Source organism: Bradyrhizobium sp. MOS001, from assembly GCF_004634465.1.
Classification (GTDB): domain Bacteria; phylum Pseudomonadota; class Alphaproteobacteria; order Rhizobiales; family Xanthobacteraceae; genus Bradyrhizobium; species Bradyrhizobium barranii.
Window position 1 is genome coordinate 1 of sequence record NZ_SPVJ01000003.1, and the last position, 25,794, is coordinate 25,794.

General features: G+C 65.3%; 26 protein-coding genes and 1 pseudogene. 12 read left to right on the top strand and 15 right to left on the bottom strand.

The features are described from left to right. Positions 1-384 precede the first annotated feature (384 nt). From CT676_RS05705 to CT676_RS05735, 7 genes are all read right to left on the bottom strand, one after another. On the bottom strand, positions 385-1,215 hold the full coding sequence (locus tag CT676_RS05705; protein ID WP_085405134.1) for an ABC transporter permease: 831 nt from the start codon (positions 1,213-1,215) through the stop codon (positions 385-387). After that, entirely contained in the window at positions 1,212-2,474 is a 1,263-nt protein-coding gene (locus tag CT676_RS05710) for an ABC transporter permease (protein ID WP_085405133.1), read from the bottom strand. The genes CT676_RS05705 and CT676_RS05710 overlap by 4 nt, the downstream gene beginning before the upstream one ends. Before the next feature lie 46 nt (positions 2,475-2,520). Further along, entirely contained in the window at positions 2,521-3,579 is a 1,059-nt protein-coding gene (locus tag CT676_RS05715) for an ABC transporter substrate-binding protein (protein ID WP_071910318.1), read from the bottom strand. A 56-nt stretch (positions 3,580-3,635) separates the two neighbouring features. After that, on the bottom strand, positions 3,636-4,760 hold the full coding sequence (locus CT676_RS05720) for an ABC transporter ATP-binding protein (protein ID WP_085405132.1): 1,125 nt from the start codon (positions 4,758-4,760) through the stop codon (positions 3,636-3,638). A gap of 129 nt (positions 4,761-4,889) precedes the next feature. Then, positions 4,890-6,458, bottom strand: a complete 1,569-nt coding sequence (locus tag CT676_RS05725) for a DUF4403 family protein (RefSeq protein WP_085405131.1) — start codon at positions 6,456-6,458, stop codon at positions 4,890-4,892. Between the two features lie 137 nt (positions 6,459-6,595). Further along, on the bottom strand, positions 6,596-7,234 hold the full coding sequence (locus CT676_RS05730; protein WP_085405315.1) for a PQQ-binding-like beta-propeller repeat protein: 639 nt from the start codon (positions 7,232-7,234) through the stop codon (positions 6,596-6,598). A 28-nt stretch (positions 7,235-7,262) separates the two neighbouring features. Then, a complete protein-coding gene (locus CT676_RS05735; protein ID WP_085405130.1) occupies positions 7,263-8,483 on the bottom strand; it encodes a helix-turn-helix domain-containing protein in 1,221 nt (406 codons plus the stop codon). A 150-nt stretch (positions 8,484-8,633) separates the two neighbouring features. Between CT676_RS05735 and CT676_RS05740 the strand changes: the two genes are divergently transcribed. Together CT676_RS05740 and CT676_RS05745 are read left to right on the top strand one after the other, a co-directional pair. Next, on the top strand, positions 8,634-9,428 hold the full coding sequence (locus CT676_RS05740) for a DUF899 domain-containing protein (protein WP_085405129.1): 795 nt from the start codon (positions 8,634-8,636) through the stop codon (positions 9,426-9,428). Next, positions 9,421-9,717 carry a hypothetical protein gene (locus CT676_RS05745; RefSeq protein WP_085405128.1) on the top strand — a complete coding sequence of 99 codons (297 nt, stop codon included), beginning with the start codon at positions 9,421-9,423 and terminating at the stop codon, positions 9,715-9,717. The genes CT676_RS05740 and CT676_RS05745 overlap by 8 nt, the downstream gene beginning before the upstream one ends. Here the strand turns inward: CT676_RS05745 and CT676_RS05750 are convergent. Together CT676_RS05750 and CT676_RS05755 are read right to left on the bottom strand one after the other, a co-directional pair. Continuing rightward, complete coding sequence (locus CT676_RS05750; protein WP_085405127.1) at positions 9,711-10,208, bottom strand: GNAT family protein; 498 nt, start codon at positions 10,206-10,208, stop codon at positions 9,711-9,713. The genes CT676_RS05745 and CT676_RS05750 overlap by 7 nt on opposite strands. Positions 10,209-10,210: 2 nt before the next feature. Next, positions 10,211-10,690 (bottom strand): Lrp/AsnC family transcriptional regulator, encoded by a 480-nt coding sequence (locus CT676_RS05755; RefSeq protein WP_135214105.1) that lies wholly within the window; start codon positions 10,688-10,690, stop codon positions 10,211-10,213. A gap of 132 nt (positions 10,691-10,822) precedes the next feature. Here CT676_RS05755 and CT676_RS05760 point away from each other — a divergent pair. Continuing rightward, positions 10,823-11,218 (top strand): annotated as a pseudogene (locus tag CT676_RS05760) (nuclear transport factor 2 family protein). A 13-nt stretch (positions 11,219-11,231) separates the two neighbouring features. On the opposite strand, the gene CT676_RS05765 reads toward CT676_RS05760, so the two are convergent. Continuing rightward, the gene (locus tag CT676_RS05765; protein WP_085405126.1) at positions 11,232-11,651 is read right to left on the bottom strand and encodes a c-type cytochrome; all 420 of its coding nucleotides are present in this window, start codon (positions 11,649-11,651) and stop codon (positions 11,232-11,234) included. A gap of 110 nt (positions 11,652-11,761) precedes the next feature. Beyond that, positions 11,762-12,469: a L,D-transpeptidase gene (locus CT676_RS05770; RefSeq protein ID WP_085405125.1), complete on the bottom strand. Its 708-nt coding sequence runs from the start codon at positions 12,467-12,469 to the stop codon at positions 11,762-11,764. Positions 12,470-12,744: 275 nt separating this feature from the next. On the opposite strand from CT676_RS05770, the gene CT676_RS05775 reads away from it, so the two are divergent. From CT676_RS05775 to CT676_RS05785, 3 genes are all read left to right on the top strand, one after another. Then, positions 12,745-13,797, top strand: coding sequence for a glycosyltransferase family 1 protein (locus CT676_RS05775; protein WP_085405124.1), 1,053 nt, complete (start codon positions 12,745-12,747; stop codon positions 13,795-13,797). A 35-nt stretch (positions 13,798-13,832) separates the two neighbouring features. Beyond that, positions 13,833-14,522 (top strand): methyltransferase domain-containing protein, encoded by a 690-nt coding sequence (locus CT676_RS05780; RefSeq protein WP_063981512.1) that lies wholly within the window; start codon positions 13,833-13,835, stop codon positions 14,520-14,522. A gap of 153 nt (positions 14,523-14,675) precedes the next feature. Continuing rightward, positions 14,676-15,335: a hypothetical protein gene (locus CT676_RS05785; protein WP_085405123.1), complete on the top strand. Its 660-nt coding sequence runs from the start codon at positions 14,676-14,678 to the stop codon at positions 15,333-15,335. A 376-nt stretch (positions 15,336-15,711) separates the two neighbouring features. On the opposite strand, the gene CT676_RS05795 is transcribed toward CT676_RS05785, so the two are convergent. Beyond that, on the bottom strand, positions 15,712-17,376 hold the full coding sequence (locus CT676_RS05795) for an aminotransferase class III-fold pyridoxal phosphate-dependent enzyme (RefSeq protein ID WP_135214106.1): 1,665 nt from the start codon (positions 17,374-17,376) through the stop codon (positions 15,712-15,714). 35 nt (positions 17,377-17,411) lie between these two features. On the opposite strand from CT676_RS05795, the gene asd reads away from it, so the two are divergent. Then, positions 17,412-18,275, top strand: coding sequence for an archaetidylserine decarboxylase (gene asd, locus CT676_RS05800; protein WP_028153179.1), 864 nt, complete (start codon positions 17,412-17,414; stop codon positions 18,273-18,275). Between the two features lie 67 nt (positions 18,276-18,342). Continuing rightward, positions 18,343-18,906 carry an NUDIX hydrolase gene (locus CT676_RS05805; RefSeq protein ID WP_085405121.1) on the top strand — a complete coding sequence of 188 codons (564 nt, stop codon included), beginning with the start codon at positions 18,343-18,345 and terminating at the stop codon, positions 18,904-18,906. 301 nt (positions 18,907-19,207) lie between these two features. Here CT676_RS05805 and CT676_RS05810 read toward each other — a convergent pair whose 3' ends face one another. Together CT676_RS05810 and CT676_RS05815 are read right to left on the bottom strand one after the other, a co-directional pair. After that, entirely contained in the window at positions 19,208-20,671 is a 1,464-nt protein-coding gene (locus CT676_RS05810) for a FecR domain-containing protein (protein WP_167767975.1), read from the bottom strand. A 314-nt stretch (positions 20,672-20,985) separates the two neighbouring features. Continuing rightward, positions 20,986-21,762, bottom strand: coding sequence for a DUF2147 domain-containing protein (locus CT676_RS05815; RefSeq protein ID WP_085399258.1), 777 nt, complete (start codon positions 21,760-21,762; stop codon positions 20,986-20,988). A 589-nt stretch (positions 21,763-22,351) separates the two neighbouring features. On the opposite strand from CT676_RS05815, the gene CT676_RS45125 reads away from it, so the two are divergent. From CT676_RS45125 to CT676_RS05840, 4 genes are all read left to right on the top strand, one after another. After that, positions 22,352-22,813 carry a DUF2147 domain-containing protein gene (locus tag CT676_RS45125; RefSeq protein ID WP_244623073.1) on the top strand — a complete coding sequence of 154 codons (462 nt, stop codon included), beginning with the start codon at positions 22,352-22,354 and terminating at the stop codon, positions 22,811-22,813. Positions 22,814-22,962: 149 nt separating this feature from the next. Beyond that, positions 22,963-23,295 carry a hypothetical protein gene (locus CT676_RS05825; protein ID WP_085399260.1) on the top strand — a complete coding sequence of 111 codons (333 nt, stop codon included), beginning with the start codon at positions 22,963-22,965 and terminating at the stop codon, positions 23,293-23,295. Positions 23,296-23,636: 341 nt separating this feature from the next. Beyond that, positions 23,637-24,842 (top strand): extensin family protein, encoded by a 1,206-nt coding sequence (locus CT676_RS05835; protein WP_135214108.1) that lies wholly within the window; start codon positions 23,637-23,639, stop codon positions 24,840-24,842. A gap of 1 nt (position 24,843) precedes the next feature. Continuing rightward, the gene (locus CT676_RS05840) at positions 24,844-25,431 is read left to right on the top strand and encodes a histidine phosphatase family protein (RefSeq protein ID WP_085399262.1); all 588 of its coding nucleotides are present in this window, start codon (positions 24,844-24,846) and stop codon (positions 25,429-25,431) included. A gap of 18 nt (positions 25,432-25,449) precedes the next feature. Here CT676_RS05840 and CT676_RS05845 read toward each other — a convergent pair whose 3' ends face one another. Beyond that, the gene (locus CT676_RS05845) at positions 25,450-25,791 is read right to left on the bottom strand and encodes a DUF6665 family protein (RefSeq protein ID WP_085399263.1); all 342 of its coding nucleotides are present in this window, start codon (positions 25,789-25,791) and stop codon (positions 25,450-25,452) included. Positions 25,792-25,794 lie beyond the last annotated feature (3 nt).

Sequence of the window (25,794 nt, forward strand, 5' to 3'; positions counted from 1 at the left end):
ATGGTCAGCCCTCCAAGAGCCGACCACCCATGAATCATTGAAAAATTGATTCGGGAATCCTATAAAACGCGACAAAATCAAAAATCTGCCAAAGTAGTGCTAGGGCGTGTACTCATAAATCGGGGACGCAGTGAAGTCCGCTATGCCTCTAATCGCGGCGCGAACGCGGACGTCGCAGGACTTCCGCGTTGGGCCGATGAACAGACTTCATTCGCTGCTGTTGGTCCGAAGTCGTTGGCAGGGAACGTCACCAAGGTCTCGCTTGCTCATGGCGTAAATGTTGCGAACAAATCGGTAATGTCGCGATACTCGACATGATAATTCCCATCCTGCCCGTCAACGGCAGGTTGCCCGGGTCCCAAGTCTGAAGGACTGGCACGCCTGTCACGCGCCGCTGCCCTTGAGCCGTTCGTTGCGACGGCGCAGGCCTTCCAGGGTGGCGAGGAGGATGACCGACACTGTGGTCAAAACCACCGCCGCTGCCGTGATGGTCGGACTGATGTTCTCGCGGATGCCGCTGAACATCTCGCGCGGCAGGGTGCGCTGCTCCGGACCTGCCATGAACAGCACGATCACCACCTCGTCGAAGCTGGTCGCGAAGGCGAACAGCGCACCTGACGCCAGGCCGGGCAGGATCAGCGGCAGGATCACGCGGCGGAACGCATAAAGCGGCGAGGCGCCGAGCGAGGCGGCGGCGCGTGCCAGATTGGTGTCGAAGCTTTGCAGCGTCGCGCCGACCGTGATCACCACAAAGGGCGTCGCCAGCGCGGTGTGGGCCAGGATCAGGCCGAGATAACTGCCGGTCAGTCCGATCGGCGCGAAGAAGAAATACAGGCCGACCGCGGTGATGACGCCGGGCACGACGACCGGCGACAGCACGAAAGCCAGCACGAGCGGTTTGAACCGGCTCTTCCACTGCGCGAGCCCCAGCGCGGCCAGCGTGCCAAGCACCATCGACAGCAGGGTTGAGGCGACGCCGATGATCATGCTGTTCTTCAGCGAATTCATCCAGCGCGGCGAATTGATGAAGTCGTCGTACCAGCGCAAGGAGAGGCCCGGCAGCGGATAGGTGAGGTACGAGCCCGAGCTGAAGGACAGCGGCATGATCGCAAGGATCGGCGCGATCAGGAAGATGAACACCAGCGTGGAGATGATGATGGTCGCGGTCCACGCGATGCGCTGGCTGGGCGTGCGGAGGGAAGAATGATCGCTCAATTCTTCATCCCTCCCGTGACTTGCTGTCCCTGCACCAGCTTGCCGTAGACGAGAGCGAGCAGAAGAGTGGCCAGCAGCAGCACCGCACCCAACGCCGAAGCAAGGCCCCAATTGGCCGTCTCGGTCGTGTAGAGCGCGATGAAGTAGCTGATCATCTGATCGGCGGCGCCGCCGACGAGGGCCGGCGTGATGTAGTAGCCGAGCGCCAGGATGAAGACGAGCAGGCTTCCCGCGCCGATGCCGGGCAGGGTCTGAGGCAGGTAGATCCGCAGGAAGGCAGTGGTCGGTGGCGCGCCGAGCGAGGCGGCGGCACGCATGTACGCAGGCGAGATCGCTTTCATGCTGCTGTACAGCGGCAGGATCATGAACGGCAGGAGAACGTGGGTCATGGCCACGCAGACACCGAAGCGGTTGTAGATCAGCCGCAACGGCTCGTCGATGATGCCAAGCCAGTGCAGGCTGTCGTTCACGACGCCCTTGCTCTGCAACAAGACGATCCAGGCGCAGGTGCGGACCAGAAGCGACGTCCAGAACGGCAGCAGGACGAAGATCATCAGCAGGTTCGACCGGCCCGGCGGCAGCGTTGCCAGTAGGTAAGCGACCGGGAAGCCGAGGATCAGGCAGAGTACCGTGACGCTGAAGCTGATGAGGAAGGTGCGGGCGAAGACGTTGCGGTAGATCGCCTGGTCTGATGCGGCCGCGACGATCGCACCATCGACGTTCCGCGTCAGGTCGAGCGCCGCCAGCAGATAGAATCCGGTCACCGGGCCACCGGCATCCTTGATCGTCGTCCAGGTGGCCCGTTCGCGCCAGGCCGGGTTGATCTTGCCCAGTGTCTCCCTGGCGGTGCCGGGCTCCGGCTGCGCCTTCAGATTACGTGCCGTGCTGGTCAGGATCGTACGAAAACCGTTCAGGGCGTAATTGAGCCGCTTGGCCGCGATGGCGATGATGCCGGAAGCGCGCGCCGCCAGGATGTCGCTTGCCAGCGCTGCAAAGGCCTTTTCATCCGGCAGGTCCTTGCCGTCCCAGTCGGCGAGAGCAGCGATGGTTTGCGGCAGAACCTGACGCACCTCGCGGTCATCGACCGCGCGCCACAGCATGCCGGCGATCGGGCCTGCGAAGGTGAAGAGCAGGAAGACGAGAAGCGGCAGCACCAGCGCCAATGCCTTGACCTGACGTGTCCGCTCCGCACGCCTCAATCGGCGCTTGAGCGGCACCTCGGTCAACGCATTGGCGCCGGTCAAGCGCGCATCCGTCATTGGTCGAGCCTTGGATCGAGCCTTGGATCGAATCTTGCGGGGCGCGTTATTTCGCGGCCCATTTGTTGAAGCGCTCGGTCAGGCGGTCGATGTTCTCGAGCCAGAAGCCAACGTTGATCTCGACCGCGTTCTTGATGTTGTCAGGCGCTGTCGGCAGGTCCTTGAGAACGGCGGGCGCGAGCAGGGCGGCTGCGTCCTTGTTCGAGGTGCCATAGGCGATGTTCTGCGACAGTTTTGACTGGTTCTCCGCCTTGCCTGCGAAGTCCAGGAACTTGTAGGCCGCGTCCTTGTTCGGGCTACCCTTCAGGATGACCCAGCTGTCGAGGGTGAAGAGCGCTCCGTCCCATACGATGCCAAAATTCTTCTTGTCGTTCTTGTTCGCGGTGTCGATGCGGCCATTGTAGACCGAGGTCATCGCCACCTCGCCGGAGGCGAGCAATTGCGGCGGCTGGGCGCCGGCCTTCCACCAGACGATGTCGCCCTTGATGGTGTCCAGCTTCTTGAACGCGCGCTCGACGCCCTCGTCGGTCGCCAGCACCTTGTAGACGTCCTTCGGTGCGACGCCGTCGGCCATGAGGGCGATCTCCAGCGTGGTCTTCGGGCCCTGACGCAAGGCGCGCTTGCCCGGAATCTTTTTGGTGTCGAAGAAGTCGGCCCAGCCGTTGGGGGCGTCCTTCAGCTTGTCCTTGTCGTAGCCGAGAACGAAATCGTAGAGGATGGCGCCGACGCCGCAGGGATTGACCGACGGCGGGATATAGGCGGCCTCGCCGCCGATTTTGGAATAATCCATCTTCTCGAACAGGCCTTCCTCGCAGCCGACCGCGAGTTCGTCGCTCTCGACCTGGACGAGGTCCCAGGTGGCGGCACCACCCTGCACCTTGGCGCGCAACACGCCGACGCCGCCGTCCCAGGACTCGTCGTTCATCGCGACGCCGGCTGCTTTCTTGAACGGCTCGAAATAGACCTTCTTCTGGGCATCCTGATAGGCGCCGCCCCACGACACGACGGTGAGGTCACGCGCCTGCGCGACCGTGGCCAGCGCGGCGCTGGCGCTGAACGCCACGGCGAACCCCAGAGCAATCTTGCCAGTCTTGCGCTTCAGCATGGTCCTTGTTCCTTCTTCATCTGCGTTGCGTTGAGCTTGATCGATGCCGGTCCGGATCAGACGGGATCGAGGGCCAGGCAGTCCTCGGGACGGAAGGTGATGAATACGCTTTCACCAGATCTTAGATTGCCATGTCTCAATCCGTCATGCGTCCCCGGCTGAAGCTTGACCATGAACTCCCCGTTGCCGGCGACATCGAGCACGGCAAGCGCGTGGTCGCCGAGATAGATGGTGTTCTGCACCTTGGCCGGCAGTCGGTTCGGTCCCTCGCTGGAGGTGCCGTCCGGGATGATGGCGATCCGCTCCGGCCGCACTGACAGGGAGGTCGACGCGCCCGCGCCCGATACATTGACCGCCCGTGCGGTCACGGCGCCGCCACCAGCCAGCGTGACGCGGCAATATTCCTTCTCGACCGTCTCGACGGTGCCGGACAGCACGTTGTTCTCACCGATGAAGTGAGCGACGAAGCTGTTCACCGGATGCTCATACAGCGCGTCGGGCCGGTCGATCTGCTGCACGATGCCGTCGTTGAACACGGCGATGCGATCCGACATGGTGAGCGCTTCGCTCTGATCGTGGGTGACGTAGACGACGGTGATGCCCATCGTCTCGTGCAGCTGCTTGATTTCCAGTTGCATCTGCTCCCGCAGGCGCTTGTCGAGGGCGCCAAGGGGTTCATCCATCAGTACGAGCTGCGGATTGAAAACCAGCGCGCGGGCCAGCGCCACGCGCTGCTGCTGACCGCCGGACAGCTGCCCGGGCCGCCGGTGCGCCAGGGTTTCCATCTTGATCATGCGCAACGCCGCGTTGACGCGCTCCTGCGCCTCGGCCTTGGCCGTGTTGCGAACGGATAGCGGGAAGGCAATATTCTCCGCGATCGTCAGGTGCGGGAACAAGGCATAGTTCTGGAACACCATGCCGATGTCGCGCTTATGCGGCGGCACGTTCTTGATCGGCCGTTCCGCGAGGTAGATTTCGCCATGGGTTGGAACCTCGAAGCCGGCCAGCATCATCAGCGTTGTCGTCTTGCCCGAGCCCGACGGGCCGAGCAGGGTGACGAACTCACCCTTCCTGATTTCGAGATCGAGGTTCTTCACCACGAGGTGCTCGCCATCGTAGGTCTTCTGAATGCCGGAAAAGCGCACCAGCGCCGGCGCAGGCGTGACCATGCCGGCTTCCATGTTGTCCTCGCGTTGTCCCCTGCAGTGCTGTCAGCACCTCGTTCGAGGTTGCGGGAAACAGCTTAGCATCCTCCGACGAGAATGCCAGCGGCGCAAGCGACGCGCGCGGGTCCGGCGCGTGAAGACGCACTACATCCCCGACAGCTTCGTCACGTAGACGTTCAGCGAGCCGCCGGCTTCCGCGACGATGCGCAGCGTCTTGGAATCGAAGGCGATGTCGGCGAGGGTCAGGCTGTCGATCTTGGCGTCGACCTTGAGGCCATCCTCGCTCTTCTGGTAGTCGGCGATCGCGGCCGCGATCTTCTCGCGCGCATTGGCGGCGATCGGCTTCAGATCGAGCGTCGCTTTCTGCACCAAGGCCTGCTGCATCTGCGGCACCACCGCGCGCGCGGCCGCGCCGAGCAGGCCGAAGGCGGCCTCGGACTCCACCGCGAGCTGGATGTCGGCGAGCCGCAGCGTCTGCTGCGCCTGGTCGAGCATCGGCCGGCCCCAGATGTGTACGGTCGCTTCGGCGCCGAGACCGAGCCAGCTCTTCTTCTCCTTAGCACGCACCAGCAGCGAGATCAGGAGACGATCGCCCGACGGGACCACGTTGACGCCTTTCACGGTGACGTCGACCGGGCCGGAGCCGTCCTCGGGATAGGTGTGGCCGACCATCTGCGCCGCGATCAGCTTGTTGATCTCGGTGAAGGGCACGTCGATCGGCACGCCGATGTTCACGCCGGTGCCGGTCGGCGGCACGATCGAGATCTTGTCGGGGAAGGGACAGTCCGGTTTGGTCGACGTCGAGGTCACGCGCGTCTCGAGCTCGAGACCGAGCAGCAGCGTCACGTTCTGCGCGTCGACGCGCGGCTGCGCCGCGATGGCACGGGTCGGTTTCATCTCGAGCCAGAGCGGCGGCAGCGCGGCCGAGGAGCCCGAGCCCTGCAGCGGGATCGAGCGGCAGGCCTTGGCCCATTGCAGCTTCGCATTGTCGCGCAGCGAGGGATCGTTGCGGATGCGCTCGGAGACGATGTTGATCTGCTCGCCGACATTCTTGTCGATCAGCGGCTTCACCTGCGCCGGCACGTTGACCTTGGCGCCGGAGACGTTGAGGTTGGTGTCGCCGAGATTGACCTGGGCGCCGAGATTTGGCTCGAGATGCCAGTTGGCCGCGAGCTTCGGGCGCGAGGTGACGACCACGTTGCCCTTGATCTCGGCGCTGGCGTTCAAATTCTTGATGTTGACCGCGCCGATCCGTTTCGCTGCGTCGCCGCCGAGCACGCTGCCCAGCGCGTCGCCAAGCGCGCCGGTGGCTTTCGACGACAGCGAGCCCGTCACGTTGAGCTTGCCGTTGAGCGGCGTCGAGATCGTCAGCACGTCCTTGTCGCCGGCAGCCGCCATCGGCCCGCGCACGGCGGACCAGCCGATGTCGGCATTCTCCAGGATCTGCGAGATTGGATTATCGGCCTTGCCGGCGAAATTGCGCGGCGCGGCTTTCTCGGCCTGTTCGCGGATCGCCGATATCGCGATCGCCACCGGCGCCACCACGATCGAGCTCTTCGCGACCGGCGGCAGCGGTGGCAATTGTGCGACCGGCGGCGCAGTCGTCGCCGCGCGCGGCGACAGCCAGTCCATCGCCTTCAGGCTGACGAAAAACGACGCCGCGAGCACCGCCACGGCGATCAGGATAGTCTTCAAGTTCAGCGTCAGTCGCATCAATCCCCCAAGCCGCCCAGGGCCGGAAGTCTACAGGGCAGGCGAGGGGGGCGCTAGAGCGCACCGGTGGGGTGGAATTGGGGCGAACAGATTAACGGTTGCGGCAGCATCGGTGCCGCGCATCCGTCATCGCGCACCTAGCTGCGCCTCGGGCGGCGAACCGCCCTCACATTGCCGCGATCGCCACCGCCGCAAAAGAAGCGGTCGCCGCCGTCGGACTCCAATCCTGACACCATCGTCCCGGCGGGCAGGTCGAGCTGCTCCAGCACCTTGCCGGTCTCGGGATCGATCCGCCGCAAATCGCTTTCCTCGCCCTCCCAGGTGCCATGCCAGAGCTCGCCGTCAACCCAGGTGACGCCGGTCACGAAGCGCTTGCTTTCGATGGTGCGGAGGATCTTTCCCGTCTCCGGATCGACCTGATGGATCTTGCGCTCGCGATACTGACCGACCCACAGCGAGCCCTCCGCCCAGGCCAATCCGGAATCGCCGCCGCCGCCCGGGGCCGGAATCGTGCTGATCACCTTGCCGGTGGCAGCGTCGATCTTCTGGATGCGATCCTCGGCGATCTGGAACAGGTGCCGGCCATCAAACGCCGTCCCCGCATGCGCGGCGACGTCGATGGAGCGTGCGATCCTGCCGTTGGCCGGATCGACCGCATTCAGCTTGTCGCCGGATGCGAACCAGACATGGGTGCCGTCATAGGTGACGCCATGCACGGCCTCGACACCCGCAAAAGGTCCGTACTCCCTGACGATCTCGGCGGCTGAACGCTTCATGTGCTTGATCCCTGTGATGTGATCCAATTTACGCCTTCAGGAGCGGTCCGGGGAGTAACAAGCCTGTCGGGAAACCCGGGACGGGCGGGGTCATCCAGCGCCGTGCCCGGCCGAGTCCGAACGATTGCACCTTGTTCGATCGCGCCAGCTCTTCGAGGGCCCGCTGCACCGTGCGCGCGCTCGTCCCCAGCGCCAGCGCGAGCGCCGAGCTCGACCAGGGCTCGCCGTCGGAGAGGAAGGCGAGCACCGCGGCGTGCTTCTCCTCGACGGGACGTGCCAGCACGAGCACGTCGCGCGTCTTGCGCGGCGCCAGCACGAAGCCTTGCTTCGTCGCGCTGATGTCGGCCAGCGGCTTGAGCTGGGTGCGGAGGCGCCCGATCTCGACGCGCAACCGCGCGCGATGCGATTCATCGGCGTGCTTCGCCCGGAACGCGCCTGATATCAGCGCCTCTCGCGAGACGTCGGCAGGCCATGCCTGCGCCAGGAGGCGGGCGAGCGCGAACAGCACCGGCCGCGTTCCGAGCGATACGACGCGGCCTTGCCTGCGCAGGGCATGATGAAAGGTGTCCACGACGAGCGCCGTCGAGGTCGCCAGTCTCTCGACCTCGCCGAGCAACAACGGGTGTTCGCTGCCGCGCGCGATCAGGCGCGCCGCCGGCGTGTCGAGGATCAGGTTCGCGCTGTCGACCTCGGCCACGAGCGCCGGGATCTTCGCCTGCCGCGCTGCGAGAGCCGCGCGGTTGAGCGCGGCGCGCGCATCTTTCGCTCTCAATCGTCTGATGGCGATGCCGGCGACCACGAGCTCGCGGACGACTTGCGATGCAGGCGGGAGCGGGGAGGGGCTGAGCTCGGCCAGCGTGCGCTCGGCTTCGTCGAGCTGCCCGACGAGGAGGAGGCGGCGCGCCTCGATGTGGCCCGCATGGGCTGCATTGGCGAGATCGCCGTGCTGTTCGAGCGTCGCGCGGGCCGCCGCGAGCGTTTTCACCGGCCAGCTCAGGTCGCGCGAGACGAGCGCGATCTCGGCTTCGGCCACCACGCATCTCGCGCGCGCCACCGCCTCTCTTGGACCGAACGCGCGCGCGGCACTCCGCAGCAGCGTCTTCGCTTTCGCGAGATCGCCGAGCTGCGCCATCGCGATGCCGCGTAGCGCCAGCGACGGTGCATCGTTGCGCAGCGCAACGCGGTTCAGCGCGCCGAGCGGATCGCCGGCCTCTAACGCGCGCGCGGCGGCCGTGATCAGCGAGTCCATTCAAATCCCGCCACACTTGTTACTCCCACCGCGCAACCGCTTGGTGCCAGAAATCGTTGACGACCGACAATGTGCGGCGAGGGTCGAGCGGTTCCGCGTCCGTCATAGCGCGACGCGGAAGGACCGCCCGGACAAGAGGAATGGAGAGCCATGATGACATCAGTAGACAACGCAGGAACTAACGGACAGGCCGCCATGCAAACACCGCCGGTGGTGTCGCCGCAGGACTGGGAGGCCGCCCGTCAGCAACTGCTCGTGAAGGAAAAGACGCATACCCGTGCCCGCGACGCCCTCGCCGCCGAGCGCCGGCGCATGCCGTGGATGGAAATCACCAAAACCTATGCGTTCGAGGGGCCCGGCGGCAAGATCAGTCTGGTGGATCTGTTCCAGGGCCGGCGGCAGCTGATCGTCTACCGGGCCTTCTTCGAGCCGGGCGTGCTCGGCTGGCCCGATCAAGCCTGCCGGGGCTGCTCCATGGTGGCCGACCAGGTCGCCCATGTCTCGCATCTGAACGCCCGCGACACCACGCTCGTGTTCGCCTCGCGCGCGCCCCAGGCCGACATCATCAGGCTGAAGCAGCGGATGGGCTGGACCATGCCCTGGGTCACCGTCACCGACAGTTTCGACGCCGATTTCGGCGTGGACGAATGGCACGGCACCAACGTGTTCTACCGCGACGGCGACCGCATCTTCCGCACCTATTTCGTCAAGAGCCGCGGCGACGAGCAGATGGGCGGCACCTGGAACTATCTCGACATCACGCCGCTCGGCCGGCAGGAGGTCTGGGAGGACTCGCCAAAGGGCTATCCGCAGACGCCAACCTACAAATGGTGGAACTGGCACGACAGCTACGCGGAAGGCGCTGCGCCCGACAAGAAATGGGTGGAGATCTCGACGGCCGGCGAGAAGGCTTTTCGCGAGGAGGCCGCGGAAGGCCGTGACTAGTCCCGCCAACGTGGCCACCGGCGCGAGCCGCGATGGCGTGGTGGCCGCACGCCACCTCGCCAGATGGCTGGCTCTGGCGGCAACGCCGACCTTCGCGATCATGGCCGTGTTGACGGCCGTGCTCGGCGGCCCGGCGGACATGCTGTGTGCCGCCGGGTACGGCTCCGTGCTGAGTGGGATGGTGCCGATGTATCTGCTGATGAGCGCGTTTCATTCGGCGGCCTGGCTGAGGCTGGTTTCGGAGCGGCGGGGCGCCATCCGGCGAGATACGGATGGCGTCAGTCATTGACCGCTGTCGTTGAGGAACAATGCCATCAGGATTTCGTCGTAGTATCGGTCGGCGTGCTTCAGTGCTTTCACCTCACGGCCGTATTCGACAAAGCCGGCAGCGGTGTAGAGGCGGATGGCGGCGGCGTTCTCGCTGACGACGGCCAGCTGAAGCTGTTCAACTTGCCCTGTGGCATGTGCCACGACCGCGTCGACAAGGCGCCGCGCCGCGCCGGATTTTCGCGCATGGGGCCGCACATACATGCCCCAGAGAAGAGCCTTGTGCTCGGTCTTCGCGCCGTCCTGCCGATGGAAGCCGGCAACGCCGACGAGCTCGTGCGCGACGAAGGCGCCGAAAACGTCCGACGCTGCAAGGCGCGCCTCGAACCAGGTGAGGGGCTTTTCCTGCTCGCGTGCGAACGTGCTGCCAAAAGCTTCGGGATGCGTTACGAGCGCTTCCAGCCTGATCGCACGGTAGAGAGCCGCGTCGGCGGGCGTGAGCAGTCTGATCATGGCTATAAGAGATGTGCCAGCGGTAGCGGCGCGCCGGCCTTCAGCGTCTGGATCGCAATGCTGCTGCGAACCTCCCGCACGATGGGCAGGTTGAGCAGCTTGTCGACGAGGAAGCGCTGGTAGTCCTCGAGCTCGGGCACGACGATTTCGAGGAGATAGTCGGCTTCGCCGGAGACGAGGTGGCAGGCAACGACCTCGGGCATCGCCACAACGGTCCGTTCGAAGCCCAGCGCCTGGTCGTTGGCATGGCCGTTGATCTTGACGCCGAGGAGGGCCGAGAAGCCGAGCCCGAGGCGGCCACGCCGCAAGGAGGCCCGGTAGCCGTCGATATAGCCGTCCCGCTCCAGCCGCCGCACTCGTCGCAGGCAGGGTGATGGCGACAATCCGATCTTGTCCGCCAGTTCGATGTTGCTCAGTCGTGCGTTGGCCTGGAGTTCGGTGACGATGCGCCGGTCGATCGCATCTAGTTCGCATTTTGGCATGAACCGCATCCTGTGGGATCGAGAAGGGCGCAATATTGCGCCCGAGCCGCCGAGACTAGCCCAGTTCGCAAGGACATGCCTTGGCTTTCCGTGAGATGGATTGCTCCGACTTTGCTGCTGATGGAGTGAGCCATGACCGAGAGCCCGAACCTTGCGCCTCTGCTGGAGGCCGTCGAACGTTACTTCACGCTGATGTACGACAGCGATGCTTCGCAGTTCGACCGCGTCTTTGCGCCGACTGCGCAACTCCACGGATTTCGCGACGCTGAATTGCGGATCCTGCCCGTTGGCGACTAGAGAGCGATGCTGGCTTCGACCCCGTCGCCCAAATCCAAGAATGCCCCGCGCCTTCAGGAGATATTGCTGATCGATCTGGCGTCGTCAGCGCAGGCACTGGTGAAGGTTCGCGTTCGGATCGATGTGCGCCAGTACGTTGATTATCTGGCGTATCACTGCATCGAGGGCACTTGGCTCATTACCGCGAAATCGTTCCATGTGGAGCGACGGTATGAGCCGACCGGCACGTAGCGCCTCCGCAATCTTATTGCCCGCCCACCGCCTGCAGATACGCGACCACCTTGGCCGCGTCCTCCGCGGAGACGCCGCCATAGGGCTGCATCTTGTTGCCGGACACGACCTCGTCCGGCTTGACCATGAAGCGGGTCAGCTTGTCCGGATCCCAGACGAAGCCGGCGTCCTTCATCGACGGGGAGTAGTTGTAGTTCGGCAGCGAGCCCGCCTTGCGTCCCACGACCTTGTTGAGATTGGGACCGAGGCGATTGTCGCCATCCTTCACCGAGTGGCAGGTGCGACAGGAATTGTTGAAGGCCTGCTGGGCCGCCTCGTCGTTCGCCGGCTGCTGGGCGAGCGACGAGGGCGCAGACAGGAGCAGCGTCAATGCGCCGGCACCTGCGATCGAGCGCAGCCATGGACCTGGCGACATTTGCAGGTGTGATCGCATCCGCGCCTCCGAACAGTGCTTCTCCAGGCGAGGCCGCCCGGAGAGCATGATGCAAACGAAAACGGCCCCGGTGGGTTCCGGGGCCGTTTGCGTCACAATGTCCTGTCGCGTTAGCGCGTCGCGGCGCCGAGGTCCGCGCGGCGTTCGGTCATCGGCAGCACGATCACCTTGGTGCCGACGTTGACGCGGGAGTAGAGGTCGGTGACGTCGTCGTTGGTCAGGCGGATGCAACCGGACGAGACGTGCTTGCCGATCGTGTCGGGGGCGTTAGTGCCGTGGATGCGGTAGATGGTGCCGCCGAGATACATGGCGCGGGCGCCGAGCGGATTGCCGGGGCCGCCGGCCATGTGGCGCGGCAGATAGGGCTGGCGGGCGATCATTTCCGGCGGCGGGGTCCAATCCGGCCACTCGGCCTTCTTGGTCACCGACTGCACGCCGGACCAGGTGAAGCCGTCGCGGCCGACGCCGATGCCGTAGCGAACGGCCTGGCCATTGCCGAGCACGTAATAGAGATAGGTGTTGGGCGTATCGATGATGATGGTGCCCGGCGCCTCGCGCGTCGCGTAGGAAACCGTCTGGCGGCGGAAGCGGGCCGGCATCTCGACCGCGTCCTGATCCTCGGACGGCGCGGCCTGGTAAGGCGTGGCCTGATAGGGCTGGTAAGGCTGCGGCGCGGCCATCGGCGGCAGCGGCTGGAAGAACGGGAAGAGCTGCACGGGCGCAGCCTTGGCCGGACCGGCAAATGCGATTGCGGAGATCGCGATGGCGCTGAGCGCAACGGCGCGCGAATACGTCTTGAACGTGTCCAGATTGATCATTGATCGCCCCTGTTTGATCGGTGTTTCTTGACCACCGCGGCACCGTTTCGGTGCTCCGTTGCCCAAATCACTAACGACAAAACGTTTCGGGAGCTTTGCGCGGAAAACCGAAAACGGTTTCATGGCGGAAAGGATTTGTTTCATGACGGTTTCGTGGCGGCGCGGACCCGTTAACCAACAAAACAGCGGGCCGACACTTCTGTGACGTCACACGCCTGAAATATCCGTGGTTGATGGTCCTAAGCCGAGAATCATCAAACTCTCGGGATTTCCCCATGCGGGTATTAATCGCGACTGACGCCTGGCATCCGCAGGTTAACGGTGTGGTCCGGACGCTGACCTCGCTGGCGAACGCGGCCAAGGCGCTCGACGTCGAGATCGACTTCCTCACCCCGGACGGCTTTCGGTCCTGGCCGCTGCCGACCTATCCGGGCCTGCGCATCGCGCTGCCGAGCGGCAAGGAGATCGCGCGGCGGATCGAGAAGGCGGCGCCGGAAGCCTTGCACATCGCGACCGAGGGGCCGATCGGCTGGGCCGCGCGCGCCTATTGCCGCCGCAACCGCCTTGCCTTCACCACCTCCTACACGACGCGCTTTCCCGAATACGTCTCGGTGCGGACCGGTATCCCTGATGCCGTCGGCTATGCCGTGCTGCGCCACTTCCACGACGCTGCCGCCATGACCATGGTGGCGACGCCTTCGCTGCGGCAGGAGCTCTCCGAACGCGGCTTCAAGCGACTCGGCTTCTGGACACGCGGCGTCAACACCGAGCTGTTCCATCCAGACAGTCCGGCCAAGCTCGACCTGCCGGGTCCGATCTTCATGACCATGGGCCGCGTCGCCGTGGAGAAGAATCTCGAAGCGTTCCTCTCGCTCGACCTGCCCGGCACCAAGGTCGTCGTCGGCGACGGCCCGCAGAAGGCGGCGCTCGAAAAGAAATATCCGGATGCCGTCTTCCTCGGCGAGAAGAAGGGCGCGGATCTGACCGCGCATCTCGCCGCCGCCGATGTCTTCGTCTTCCCGAGCCTGACCGACACGTTCGGTGTGGTGCAACTCGAGGCGCTCGCCTGCGGCACGCCGGTGGCGGCGTTTCCGGTGACGGGCCCCAAGGACGTCATCGCCGATCATCCGATCGGCGCGATCGACCATGATCTGCGTACCGCGTGCCTCCGCGCGCTCACCATGTCGCGCGAGACCTGCCGTAACTTCGCGCTGGAGCGTTCCTGGGAAAACAGCGCGCGGCAGTTCGTCGGAAACCTCACCTCACTTCAGCCCAGCCGCATCCTGCGCGCCTCGCCGGTCATGGCGCGGCGGCCGGTGCGCGGCTGATCTGCAACGTTTGACCCACAGCGAGAACCTCATCGATGGCTAAGATCATGAACCTTGACGGTACCCAGCAGCTCGACCTCACCCGTGGCACGGTTGAGCAGGCCTATGACCGCTGGGCGCCCGTCTACGATCTCGTGTTCGGCGGCGTGTTCGCCAAGGGCCGGCAGGCCGCGATCGCGGCCACCAACAAGATCGGGGGCCGTGTGCTCGAGGTCGGCGTCGGCACCGGCATCTCGCTGCCGCTCTACGCGCCGCATCTGCGCATCTTCGGCACCGACATTTCGGAAGCGATGCTCGACAAGGCGCGCCAGCGCGTCACCGAGGGCAATCTGAAGAATGTCGAGGGCCTCGCGGTGATGGACGCCGAGAAGCTCGAATTCCCCGACAATTCCTTCGACGTCGTGATGGCGCAATATGTCGTCACCGCCGTGCCGAACCCGGAAGTGGCGCTCGACGAATTCGCCCGCGTGCTGCGCCCGGGCGGCGAGCTGATCATCCTCACCCGCGTCAGCGCCGATACCGGCATGCGCCGCTTCATCGAGCAGAAGCTCCAGCCGGTGGTGCGTCCGCTCGGCTTCCGCACCGCCGAGTTCGCCTGGTCGCGTTATGCGAAGTGGCTCTCCGGTGCCAAGGGCATCGAGCTCGCCGAGCGCCGCCTGATTCCGCCGCTCGGCCATTTCTCGCTGGTGCGCTTCCGCAAGGTCGACGTCGCCAAAGCAGCCTAAGTTGGGCTGTGTGAGCGGCGGCTCAAGCCGCCGCTCACGCGTTCGCGTGCGTCATCGCGCCGCTGCACATCGTCACATGACAAAATGATGATGTCACACGGCCTACATCGAATCCCTGTAAATCCTGAACCCGAAAGCATTTTGGGGGAGAGCATGATCAAGAATTATCTCGAGCAGCTGCGGATCCAGCGCTGGGACGACCATCGCTACTATCACCACAGCCGCATCAATCAGAGCCTGCACTTCGTCAGCGCGCTGAGCTTTCTCTTCGCCTATGTCTGGCTGTTCGTCGATCCCATGATCTCGGCGCTGGTCGGCTGGCTGGTGTCGATGACCTCGCGCCAGGCCGGTCACTTCTTCTTCGAGCCGCACGATTACGACCACATCAACCAGGCGACGCACGAGTACAAGGAGGACATCAAGGTCGGCTACAACCTTCAGCGCAAGGTGGTGCTGATGGCGATCTGGGCGCTGTCGCCGCTGGTGCTGGTTGTCGATCCGACGCTGTTCGGCCTGTTCACGCCCTGGGCGAGCGCGACCGATTTCATGCGGCAGGTCGCCAAGATCTGGCTCGTGATCGGCGGCGGTGGTCTGTTGTTCCGCACCGTCCACCTGTTCTTCATCCGCGACATCGAGACCGGCTTGGTCTGGATGACCAAGATCCTGACCGATCCCTTCCACGACCTGATGCTCTATCGTAGCGCGCCGCTCGCTTTGATGCGCGGCGAGCTGATGGATCCCGGCCTGCACCTCAACCCCGAGCACACGCTGGGCCTCATCTCCGAGCCCACGCTCGAAGAGCAGCACGCCTGAGCGCGCTGTTCTCACACAACACTCCGATGTCTGATGGTTGCGTCATGCCCGGCCTCGTGCCGGGCATCCACGTCTTGGGGATACCTTTAAAGTGACTCAGCGGAGCCCAGCGCTCTCTTCACCTCACCCCGCTTGCGGGGAGAGGTCGGATTTGCGCGTAGCGCAAAGCCGGGTGAGGGGGGCTCTCCGCGGGGGGACTGCTAGTGGATCGTTGATCAACTCTCACCGCATGCGCGGAGACTCCCCCTCACCCCGACCCTCTCAGCGCGAGCGTAGCTCGTCGCGGCCCCGCATCCGCCTTCGCCAAGGCTTCGGCGGACAAGGGCGGGGCGAGGGAGAAGGGAGGGCGGTGCTCGGGGTTAAGAGTGGGAAAGCCTCAGCGCCCAAAACGCTTGGCCAGCATCTCTTTCAAAATCTGCCGCTTGATATTCTTGTTGGTGAGCACGCCGTCGTGCCACCAGAAGCCGTCGGCCTTCATCTTCTCGGCCGCGCGGACGAAGCGCTCGGCGACCTCGGTGAAATCGGCGTCGGTGTAGTTCAGGCTGAAGATCAGCCGTCCGGTGCCGACCCAGCTCAGCGACAGGCCTTCGGCGCGCAGGTAATATTGCAGCATCCAGTTGTAGCGGGACGGGGTGGTGTACTTCACCGTCCAGATCGACGAGAAGTTGGCGAACCGCACCGGCAGGTTGGCATCGGTCATCATCTGGTTGAGCTTTTGCGCACGGCCGTTCCAGGTCGTGTCCAGGCCGTCGTAGATGGCACGGAAGTTCGGGCTGGCAAGCCGGCTCAAGAACTCGTCCATCGCCGTCATGACGTAGGGATGCGAGTTGAAGGTGCCGCGGGCGAAGCAGATGTCGGCGGGACGATCGTCGCGGAAGCGGCGCATCAATTCCTTCTTGCCGCAGACGACGCCGACCGGCAGGCCGCCGGCAAGGCTCTTGCCGTAGGTCACCATGTCGGCCTTGACGCCAAAGTACTCCTGGGCGCCGCCGGCGGCGAGACGGAAGCCGACGAAGACCTCGTCGAAGATCAGCGCGATGCCGCGCTCGGTGCAGACTTCGCGCAGCTTCTTCAGCCACTCGGTATACGCCGCGCAGTCAAAGTTTCCGCCGCGGGAGGAATCGACCAGCGAGGAATCGCCGGGCGCGTTGCCGTTCGGATGCAGGCCCTGCAACGGATTGACCAGCACGCAGGCGATGTCCTTGCGCGTGCGCAGCACGTGCAATGTCTTCTCGGACATCTCGGCGAGGGTGTAGGTCTCGTGCGCGGGAATCGGATTGCCGACGCCGGGCTGTACGTCGCCCCACCAGCCGTGATAGGCGCCGGCGAAACGAACGAGATGCGTGCGCTTGGTGTGGTAGCGCGCAAGCCGCACCGCCTGCATGACGGCCTCGGTGCCGGACATGTGGAACGAGACTTCGTCGAGGCCCGAGATCTGGCAGAGCCGCTGCACATTCTCGAGGATGACGGGATGGTAGGGGCCGAGCACGGGGCCGAGTGCATGCGCGCGCTTCTCCGAGCCCTCGATGCACTCCTTGTAGAAGTCGTTGCCGAAGATGTTGACGCCGTAGGACCCGGTGAGGTCGTAAGAGGTGTTGCCGTCGACATCCGTGACGGTGACGCCGCTGGACGATTCCATGAAGGTCGAGGTGCCCAGATGCTCGCGGACGAGGCGCGAGAACTGGAACGGCACGCGGTAGGTTTCGGTGAAGTGCAGGTCGGAGATCTTTTCCGCCGCTTCCTTCGTCATCGCGCGGCCCCTGGGGTAGCGCTCGGCGTAGAGGCCGGCGAGGCGGAAGAAGGCGTCCTTGCGCTGCTTCACCACGTTATCAGGCGCGCCGTCGCAGCCGAAATACTGATCGCCCTCGAACTCGTAGAACGGGAGCAGCTTGGCCACCCGGCGCGACATCTTGGAGTGCCCGGCGAGCGACCGGTGCTTGGCGCGGGAGAGTGCGATGCGCGCCTTGAGCTTCGGGAAGGCGGCGGCAGCGGACGCTGCGGCGGCCACGGAAAATGAGAGAATCGGGAGTGTCGTTTCCATGACAACAAGCGCTAATACTGCGAGCTGACAGATTCATGACAGTCAAAGCCCTCATCGCCTCTTTCACCCAGCAGGAAGACCTCAACTTCCTGTTGACCAACCGCATCCCCCGCGCGGCCCTGACCCGCTTCATGGGCCGGTTCTCCAAGATCGAGAATCCCCTGGTCCGGGACTTCTCGATCGCGCTGTGGAAGCTGTTTTCCGACCTCGATCTGTCGGAGGCGCGCAAGACCCACTTCAAGAGCCTGCACGACTGCTTCACCCGGGAGCTCAAGCCGGGGCTGCGGCCCTTCGATCCAGACCCTTCCATTGTCGCCAGCCCCTCGGACGGCATCGTTGGCGCCCATGGCCGGATCGCCGACACCGAGCTGTTCCAGGTCAAGGGTGCGCCCTATTCGCTGCTCGACCTGCTCGGTGACTCAGCGCTCGTGGATCAGCACCGCAACGGAAGCTTCGTCACGCTGCGGTTGACCTCGAGCATGTATCACCGCTTCCATGCGCCCTATGATGCGCATATCGAACGCGTCACGCTGATCCATGGCGACGTCTGGAACGTCAATCCGATCGCGCTGAAGCGGGTCGAGCGCCTGTTCTGCAAGAACGAGCGCGCGGTGATCCGCACGCATTTGTCGACCGGCGAAGCCGTGACGCTGGTGCCGGTCGCCGCGATCCTGGTCGCGAGCATCCGCCTGCACTTCCTCGACATGGTGCTGAACGCGCAGACTCGCGGCCCGGTCAATTTCCCCTGCGACGTCAACGTGACCAAGGGCGAGGAGCTCGGCTGGTTCGAGCACGGCTCCACCATCATCATCCTGGCGCCCGGTGATTTCAACTTCTGCGACGGCATCGGCGAGGGCACCCGCATTCGCGCAGGTCAAGCGCTGTTGAAGAAGAACTAGCCTTCAATCCGCCGCGTCGGCAGCCTATATCGTCGGCGGGCCGATTGGATCGACACGGAATCTTGTGATGGCGCGGGCGCCGGTGATGGCGGCGGGTGGTATTGTGCTGCGGCGTGGCGCGCCGCCGCTGGTTGCGGTCGTGCGCCAGCGCAAGCGCAACGAATGGGTTTTGCCCAAGGGCAAGCTCGACGACGGCGAGACGCCGAAGGAAGCCGCGCACCGCGAGGTGCTGGAAGAGACCGGCCACGATGTGGCCATCCACGAATTCCTCGGCACGCTCGTCTACCAGTCGGGAGGGCGCTCCAAGGTCGTGCATTTCTGGCGCATGGAGGCCGAGGGCGGTCCCGTTCGCAAGCTGATGAACGACATCAAGGCGGTCGACTGGCTGACGCTGGAGGATGCGCTCGCGCGCCTGTCGCGCGAATATGAGCGCGCGTTCCTGGTGCAGGTCGGTCCGATCGCGCTCGCGGCGGCCGGGCTGGCGTCTACGCCGGTGCCCGAGCCGGCGCCAGCAACCGACGACATCGATGCAGCTTTGCAAACCCTGACACCCGCTGAAGTCGCCTCAGTCGACGAGCTGCGTCATGGCCTGTTGCAGAAGGTGAAGGCCTGGTTGCGCGGCGAAGCGTGAGTTGTCTTTACGCTGCTTTGCTCGCGAGTTTGGAAACATCCGCGAGCTAGCAAGTTTGTGGGAGCCTTAGTTCCCTCCAAGTCGTCATTGCGAGCGCAGCGAAGCAATCCAGAGTCTCTCCGCGGAAAGATTCTGGATTGCTTCGCTTCGCTCGCAATGACGGAGGAGAGGGCCGCGCACTCGACGTCGACCCTCATGGTGAGGAGCGCGCGTCGCGCGTCTCGAACCATGCGGCCCGACTGTGGCCTCGCCCTTCGAGATGCTTGCTTCGCAAGCTCCTCAGGGTGAGGGGAGGCACCGTTCACCGCCGCTCTTTCTTCTCCTTCGGAGCGGGCGCCGGTCTGCGCGGTGCTGCGGGACGTTGCGCGGCGGGGAGGCGCTGCTGGAATCCGCCCTGGCGCTGGATGCCGCCTGGCTGCTGAGCCGCAGGCGGCTGGCCCGGCTGCAATCCGGTGCGCGGCGTTTGCGGCTGCGGCGCCGTGCCCGGCTGTGACGGCACGACTCCGCCGGGCTGCGCCGGGGTCTGTCCGTTTCGCTGTGGCTGCGTCTGCAACGCGCCGCCGGGCTGCGTGCCTTGTCCAGTACGCGGCGCACCTGCCGGCTGTCCCGCACCTTGCTGCTGACCTGGTTGCTGCTGGCCCTGCTGCTGCTGGCCTCGCTGCTGCTGACCCTGGCCCGCGCGCGGCGTACCCGGTTGCACGGCGCCGCCTTGTCCTTGCCGCTGCGGCGACTGCGCGCCCTGGCGGCCCGGCGTGCCCGGCTGCTGCTGGCCCGGACGGTTGTTCTGGCCGGGCTGGCCGTTCGGCCGCTGCGGCTGCTGACCGGGTGCTGTCGCCGGCCGCAATTGCTGCTGCTGCGGTGGCTGGGTCGGCCGCGGAATGCGGCTGATTGCGGTCGGATTGGCACGGCGGAAGTCGCGCTGCTCGGTGACGATCTGCCGGCCCGTGGTCTGCGCCAGATGCACCTGGCTGACGAAGCCGCGGTCGCGCGTGATCTGCTGCGGAGCGATCGTGATCGGCACGGCGGCAAAGCGCATGCCGCCTGTGCCTCCGGCGCCCGGGCGGATCGCAAAACCGCTTGCGGCCTGCGTCAAGGCGCCGAGTCGCGTGCCGCTGGTGCGATCGTTGACCTCGATGTGGCCGACCCGGCCGTCGGCGTCGGGATAGAGCTTGATGTTGACGTTATTCGCAGCACTGGCCGCCGCGCCTTCGGGAACGTCGACGACGCCGGTGGTGCCGCGGATGCCGAGCGTTGCGGTCGGCGTCGCGATCTTCATGTCGCCGGTCTTCGCCACGGCTGCTGCAACGAAGGCAACGGTGCCCTTGCCGATGTCGAAGATCGCCGAATTTTGCTTGCCGCCGTCCTCATAGACGTAATTGTCGATGGTGATCTTCGCGCTGGCGGAGAGGTTGAACGTGGTGGCGTCGTTGAAGGTGATGCCGAGCGAGGAGTTCGACGAGGTCTGCACGACGTCGTTGAGATAGATGTCGTCGCGCACGCGCAGCGGATACGAGTTCCTGTCGCGGACCACGGTCGCGATCCCCGTCACGGTCGCGACGTTGCCGATGGGCTCGACGGCGGCGGGTTGCGCGTCCGTGGCGGGCGCAGGTGAAGCCGACGGCGTCGGGGAGGGGGCGGGCGTTGGCTGCGCCTGGGGCTGGGCCTGCGCAAGCTCGATTGCATCGGATGCGAGCGCCACGCTCGCGCCGGCCAGCGGCAACGCCAGCAACGGAAGCGCAAAGACGAAGCGGCGCCAAGCCACCATTGATGTCACGAGGAAGTCCCGGTGAGAACGCGAGGCGAGATCGGCCGATATCAGCTGGGGTTAGCTGAATGGTGGATGAACATGTGTCGCATGGACGGGGCGAACGTTCAAACGACCTGCGATACGAGCGAATGAGCTCGGCCCTCTCTACTGCGTCATGGCCGGGCTTGTCCTGGCCATCCACGTCTTAACGCGCGTTACCGGGAACGTGGATGCCCGGGCCTTCGCCTCGCCGAAGCGGCTTCGGCCGCGCAGGCGGGACAAGCCCGGGCATGACGATCATTGTGCACCTGTCGAGGATGACATCGTTGATGTCAGCTGACGCGCTTCCAGGTCTGGCCGCCGCAGAACATGCCGCCGAAGGCGCAGCCCTGCACGCGCATCGCATTCGGGCCCTTCATCGCGATCGTGGAGTCGTAGTTGCGGCCGGAGTCGGGATCGTGGATGCGGCCGCTCCACTTCGCGCCGTCGGGCTTCATGTTGATCAGGATGCGCTCGTTGGACTTCATGGCGTAACCGCAGAGATTGGCGCCGCAATGTTCGACGCGGACATTGCCCTTGTTCTCTTCGGTCGCCCAGACGCCGATCGGCGTATTGGCGGCCGACGCCGGCGCGGCGGCCACCGGAGCCGGAGCGGGCGCAATCGCGACCGGTGCAGGCGCGGCAACGGGAGCCGCGGCGGGCGCGGTCTGCGCGGTGTTGTCGTAGCCGGCGGCCGGAGCGGCGGCAACAGTCGGAGCCGCGGGGGTGGCGACAGCAGGCGCGGCCGCCTGCACCGGCACCTGTTGCACGGGCTGCTGCTGCACCGGAGCCGGCGCCGGCTGTGCGGTCGTCGTGGACGGAGCTGGCGTGGTGTCGTCGTCGTCGTCCTTGGAGCCGCCGAGGCCCTTGAGATTGATGTTGTTCAGCTTGATCGGCTTGTCCGACAGGCCCGGCGCAACGATCGTCACGCAGTCGAGCGAGGCGCAGTTGCGCGGCGTCTCGATGCGGATGTGCTGGCCTTCGATCTGGAACGCAATCGAGTTGCCGGCATGCGCGGCGGCGGTCGAAGCGAGGAAGAGCGCGGTGGCGGCGATGGTGAGCTTGTTCATGGCAACCTCTGAAAATTGTGCCGGTCTGAACTGGTGTCGCTGGTGGATGAAGCGTGGTTCGACCCTACGCCGGGCCTGTCCCGACTTCTGTGATGGACGTCACAACGATCCGTGCCGGCTGGGTGAGGCAGCGCACATTCAGCGGCGGGTCGTCCTGCGTAACCTCGTGGCGACACAGAGGGAGGCACCGATGAAGCGGCTTGCGACATCGCTTGGCACATTGATCGCTTTGGTGGCGATGGCGTCTTCAGCGCATGCCGGTGCCTACACCTTCTCGATCGGCGGCCACCGGTTTCATGTCGAGGCGCCGCGGAATTGCCGGTCTGCTTCCTGTGTGTCGGTTTCATCCAATCGCAGCCTCCGGCGGACGATCGATGCCGATACGACACCTGCTCCGCTGCCCGTAGTCGCGCCGTCGCAACCGGCTTGTCCGGCAGCTCCGGTCAGGCCGGCGCCAGCGGCCGTCGTCGTGGCACCACCCGCGCCGCCCGCCCCCGTCATGGCCGCGGCCACATCGCAGCCCGTTGTCTTGCCGCCGCCAAGACTCGAGGCGCCGAGCCCCAATCCGCCGAGAGTTGAGCTGCCGCGCATGGATCCGCCGAAGACGGTCATGCTCGATCCGCCGCGCATGGAGGTGACGGCCGTCGCTCCGAGGCCCGACGAGACTTCATCGATCGCCCAGCGCAGCGATGACGAGCCGGCTTATTCGCCGCTCGGCGAATGGGAGAGCCCAGGCGCGAAGGGCACGGTTCGCGTCGAACGCTGCGGCGCCGCGCTGTGCGGCTATGCGCTGACCGAAGCCTCGAGCCGGGGCGAAAGCGTGCTCGTCAACATGAAGCCGAAAACGCACGATTCCTGGACCGGCAGCATCTACAGCCGTTCCAGCGGCAGCACCTATTATGGGACGATGACGCTGACGGCTTCCGGCAGGCTTCGCGTCGAAGCCTGCGCGCTCGGCCGCTTCTGGTGCTCCGGCAACGACTGGACGCGCGTCGAGGAGCGGCAGCAGAAGGTGATCACGACATCACAGCAGTGGGGGGCAAGGTCGTAGTCTTTCGCGGGCAGGCGTGCTGCTTACCCTCTCCCGCAAGGGGAGAAGGAAAAGAAAGATCCCCTGTCCAATTTGTAATCGTCCCGCACCGAACCTGCATCTCGCTTGCACGCGACCGATGGCTGACGACGCATGCAAGGAGAGCCACCATGAAACGTCTCGGCCTCATCGCCGCGCTGCTGATCGGCAGCGCGGTCCCGGCCCACGCCGACACCGACATCTGGAACAACAGGCTGAAGCAGCAGCGCGGCGACGATGCGCTGCATGTCGACAGCGCGTTCTGCGACGCGCAACTCGGCGCGCCGCAGAACGGCACGGCGACTTCGGCGCAATACAAGCGCTGCATGCGGACGCGGGGCTGGCGCTTCAGTCATACGGTTCGCGAGAAGGACGACGGCTATCCCGATCCTGATAATCCCGGTCTCGTCTGCCACGACTTCAAGATTGGCGGCGTCACGGGATCGTCCTGTTCGAATTTCTGAGCACGGCAATAGGCCCGGCGGCCGGATGATCCGGCGCCGCCGGGCAAGCCCGTGATGCGGTCGGTGATGTCTCTAGATCATGCCGAGCACGATGGCGCCGACAAAGGCCATGGCGAGGCACGCGGTGATAACGCTCAGTCTCCCGGCGAACGTCATAAGGTCGCTCCCGCTGCTGTCCCCCGTGCGAGCGCATCATGGTTAACAGAGAGTCTCTCTCCGAAAAAGTCAGCCTTGCTTCCGCTGCTGCCTGGCGGCGTACGCGCGTGCGTGCCGGTATGGTTAAAGAACACTGAAATCAACACGTTGAAGAGTCTTTAAGTAAATTCACCGAACGTGCGTGCATGACGCGCGGAGTTCGTTTGTATCTCGTCGGCTCCATCGTCCTTGTTTCGCTTGCGGGTTGCGGACGCGGCTTTTTCCAGGCCGAACGCGAACCGTGGCGGGCCGAGGCCGAAGCCGCATGCCTGAAATCGGGCGCGGTGAAAGAGGGGCCGGATCTCGTCCGCATCGAGCCGATCTCGGGCCCCGGCATGTGCGGCGCCGAGTTCCCGTTGAAGGTCGCCGCCATCGGCGAAGCCTCGGGCAGCTATGGCTTTGCCGACGAGGAACTGCGTCCGCCGGGGAGTGTCGGCGGCCAGCCGCGATGGCCGGTGACGCAGCCGCGATCGAACCCTCCGCAGAGCCAGAACTATCCGTCATCCTCCTATCCGCAGCGGTCGAACTATCCCGAGAGCGCGGTGCGCCAGCCCTCCGGCTACGGCAACGCGCCCGGCCCGATGTCGCTGAACGCGCCCGGCGTGGCCCAGCAAGAGGACGAAATCGACCTGCCGCCCGAAGGCACCGACGCCGCGGGCGCCGCACGCTACATGAATGCGCCGAGCTATCCGGCGCGGCCGGCGCCGTACTCGCAGGCGCCCGCGCAGCAACCTTTGCCGCGTCTTGGTCCGGCGCAGGGCAATCCCGTCATCGCCGTCGGCCCCGTCGCGATCAAGCCGACCGCGACGCTCGCCTGTCCGATCGTGTCCGAGCTCGATCGCTGGCTCGCCGACACCGTGCAGCCATCGGCGATGCGCTGGTTCGGCGCCCGCGTCGTCGAGATCAAGCAGATCTCCGCCTATTCCTGCCGCGGCATGAACGGCAACTCGCACGCCCACATTTCCGAGCACGCCTTCGGCAACGCGCTCGACATCGCCGCCTTCGTGCTCGCCGACGGCCGCCGCGTCACCGTGAAGGACGGCTGGCGCGGCATGCCGGAAGAGCAGGGGTTTTTGCGCGACGTGCAGTCGGGCGCGTGCGCGCATTTCACCACGGTGCTGGCGCCGGGCTCGAACGTCTATCACTACGATCATATCCACGTGGATCTGATGCGCCGCGCCAGCCGCCGCCTGATCTGCCAGCCCGCCGCCGTCTCGGGCGACGAGGTCGCCGGCCGCGCCCAGCAGCGCAACCCTTACGCCGGTCGGCGTGATCCCTATGTCACGGGCTCGCTCGGAACGCGCAAGAGCGCGACGCGCAAGCAGGAAGAGGACGAGTACGCCGACGAGTAAGATGCCCGCCGATATCGTCCGCTATCTCACCCATCCGCAGGTGCAAATAGATCCCACGGTGCCCGTGCCGCAATGGGGCCTGAGTTCGGTCGGTCGCGCGCGCACTGAGACCGCGGCGAATGCGGGCTGGCTCGCGAGCACCACGCAGATCGTCTCGAGCGCCGAGCGCAAGGCGATCGAGACCGCGGAGATCATCGCGGGCCGCCTCGGACTCATGATCGAGATCCGCGAGGCCATGCATGAGAACGACCGTTCAGCGACCGGCTTCCTGAAACCGGCCGAGTTCGAGGAGGTCGCCGACCAGTTTTTCGCGCAGCCACATCTCAACGTCCGCGGCTGGGAGCGCGCCGTCGATGCGCAGGCGCGCATCGTGCGCGAGACCGAGGCGGTGCTATCCCGCAATCGCCCGGGCGACGTTCTCTTCGTTGGCCACGGTGCCGTCGGCACGCTGCTGTTCTGTCACCAAGCCGGTCATGCCATCGATCGCGTTCACGATCAGGCGGCCGGCGGCGGCAATTGCTTCGCATTCACCCGGGAGGGGCGCCGCGTCCTGCATGGGTGGCGCAAGATGGAAGAGATCGGGGCCTAGTCCCTGGGTGCCGGACAGTCACTTCGAGGCCGGCTTCGACGGTGCGGGGACCAGCCCCATGCACCGCTGCACCTCGCCCGGAACGTTGTAGGTCCGCATGATATGGCGGCTGTCGCGCAAGCCGGTCGCCTCCCGTTGCACCACGAGCATCCAGAGCGCCTGGCCGGCTTCCATCACCAGCTTGCGCCGCGCCGCTTGCATTGAGGCCGGCACTTCCGAGCGCGCGTGAGCGGCGTCGAATTCGCGCAGGCGCGCAAGACTCTGTTCGAGTGCACTGCCCATCCGTCCAAGCGCTGAGGCCTGTTCCTGGACGATCTCGTAATGGAGGATATCGACAGGCGGGCGAAGATCACGGGACATGGC

What these genes read in the sequence shown, in the direction of transcription:
- CT676_RS05750 (WP_085405127.1), bottom strand. Translation starts at nt 10,208, where the DNA reads ATGATCAGACTGCTCACGCCCGCCGACGCGGCTCTCTACCGTGCGATC.
- CT676_RS05810 (WP_167767975.1), bottom strand. Translation starts at nt 20,671, where the DNA reads ATGGTGGCTTGGCGCCGCTTCGTCTTTGCGCTTCCGTTGCTGGCGTTG.
- CT676_RS05740 (WP_085405129.1), top strand. Translation starts at nt 8,634, where the DNA reads ATGATGACATCAGTAGACAACGCAGGAACTAACGGACAGGCCGCCATG.
- CT676_RS05785 (WP_085405123.1), top strand. Translation starts at nt 14,676, where the DNA reads ATGATCAAGAATTATCTCGAGCAGCTGCGGATCCAGCGCTGGGACGAC.
- CT676_RS05720 (WP_085405132.1), bottom strand. Translation starts at nt 4,760, where the DNA reads ATGGAAGCCGGCATGGTCACGCCTGCGCCGGCGCTGGTGCGCTTTTCC.
- CT676_RS05725 (WP_085405131.1), bottom strand. Translation starts at nt 6,458, where the DNA reads ATGCGACTGACGCTGAACTTGAAGACTATCCTGATCGCCGTGGCGGTG.
- CT676_RS05845 (WP_085399263.1), bottom strand. Translation starts at nt 25,791, where the DNA reads ATGTCCCGTGATCTTCGCCCGCCTGTCGATATCCTCCATTACGAGATC.
- CT676_RS05755 (WP_135214105.1), bottom strand. Translation starts at nt 10,690, where the DNA reads ATGCCAAAATGCGAACTAGATGCGATCGACCGGCGCATCGTCACCGAA.
- CT676_RS05775 (WP_085405124.1), top strand. Translation starts at nt 12,745, where the DNA reads ATGCGGGTATTAATCGCGACTGACGCCTGGCATCCGCAGGTTAACGGT.
- CT676_RS05795 (WP_135214106.1), bottom strand. Translation starts at nt 17,376, where the DNA reads ATGGAAACGACACTCCCGATTCTCTCATTTTCCGTGGCCGCCGCAGCG.
- CT676_RS05815 (WP_085399258.1), bottom strand. Translation starts at nt 21,762, where the DNA reads ATGAACAAGCTCACCATCGCCGCCACCGCGCTCTTCCTCGCTTCGACC.
- CT676_RS05840 (WP_085399262.1), top strand. Translation starts at nt 24,844, where the DNA reads ATGCCCGCCGATATCGTCCGCTATCTCACCCATCCGCAGGTGCAAATA.
- CT676_RS05835 (WP_135214108.1), top strand. Translation starts at nt 23,637, where the DNA reads ATGACGCGCGGAGTTCGTTTGTATCTCGTCGGCTCCATCGTCCTTGTT.
- CT676_RS05780 (WP_063981512.1), top strand. Translation starts at nt 13,833, where the DNA reads ATGGCTAAGATCATGAACCTTGACGGTACCCAGCAGCTCGACCTCACC.
- CT676_RS05825 (WP_085399260.1), top strand. Translation starts at nt 22,963, where the DNA reads ATGAAACGTCTCGGCCTCATCGCCGCGCTGCTGATCGGCAGCGCGGTC.
- CT676_RS05730 (WP_085405315.1), bottom strand. Translation starts at nt 7,234, where the DNA reads ATGAAGCGTTCAGCCGCCGAGATCGTCAGGGAGTACGGACCTTTTGCG.
- CT676_RS05710 (WP_085405133.1), bottom strand. Translation starts at nt 2,474, where the DNA reads ATGACGGATGCGCGCTTGACCGGCGCCAATGCGTTGACCGAGGTGCCG.
- asd (WP_028153179.1), top strand. Translation starts at nt 17,412, where the DNA reads ATGACAGTCAAAGCCCTCATCGCCTCTTTCACCCAGCAGGAAGACCTC.
- CT676_RS05770 (WP_085405125.1), bottom strand. Translation starts at nt 12,469, where the DNA reads ATGATCAATCTGGACACGTTCAAGACGTATTCGCGCGCCGTTGCGCTC.
- CT676_RS05765 (WP_085405126.1), bottom strand. Translation starts at nt 11,651, where the DNA reads ATGCGATCACACCTGCAAATGTCGCCAGGTCCATGGCTGCGCTCGATC.
- CT676_RS05805 (WP_085405121.1), top strand. Translation starts at nt 18,343, where the DNA reads ATGGCGCGGGCGCCGGTGATGGCGGCGGGTGGTATTGTGCTGCGGCGT.
- CT676_RS45125 (WP_244623073.1), top strand. Translation starts at nt 22,352, where the DNA reads ATGGATCCGCCGAAGACGGTCATGCTCGATCCGCCGCGCATGGAGGTG.
- CT676_RS05735 (WP_085405130.1), bottom strand. Translation starts at nt 8,483, where the DNA reads ATGGACTCGCTGATCACGGCCGCCGCGCGCGCGTTAGAGGCCGGCGAT.
- CT676_RS05715 (WP_071910318.1), bottom strand. Translation starts at nt 3,579, where the DNA reads ATGCTGAAGCGCAAGACTGGCAAGATTGCTCTGGGGTTCGCCGTGGCG.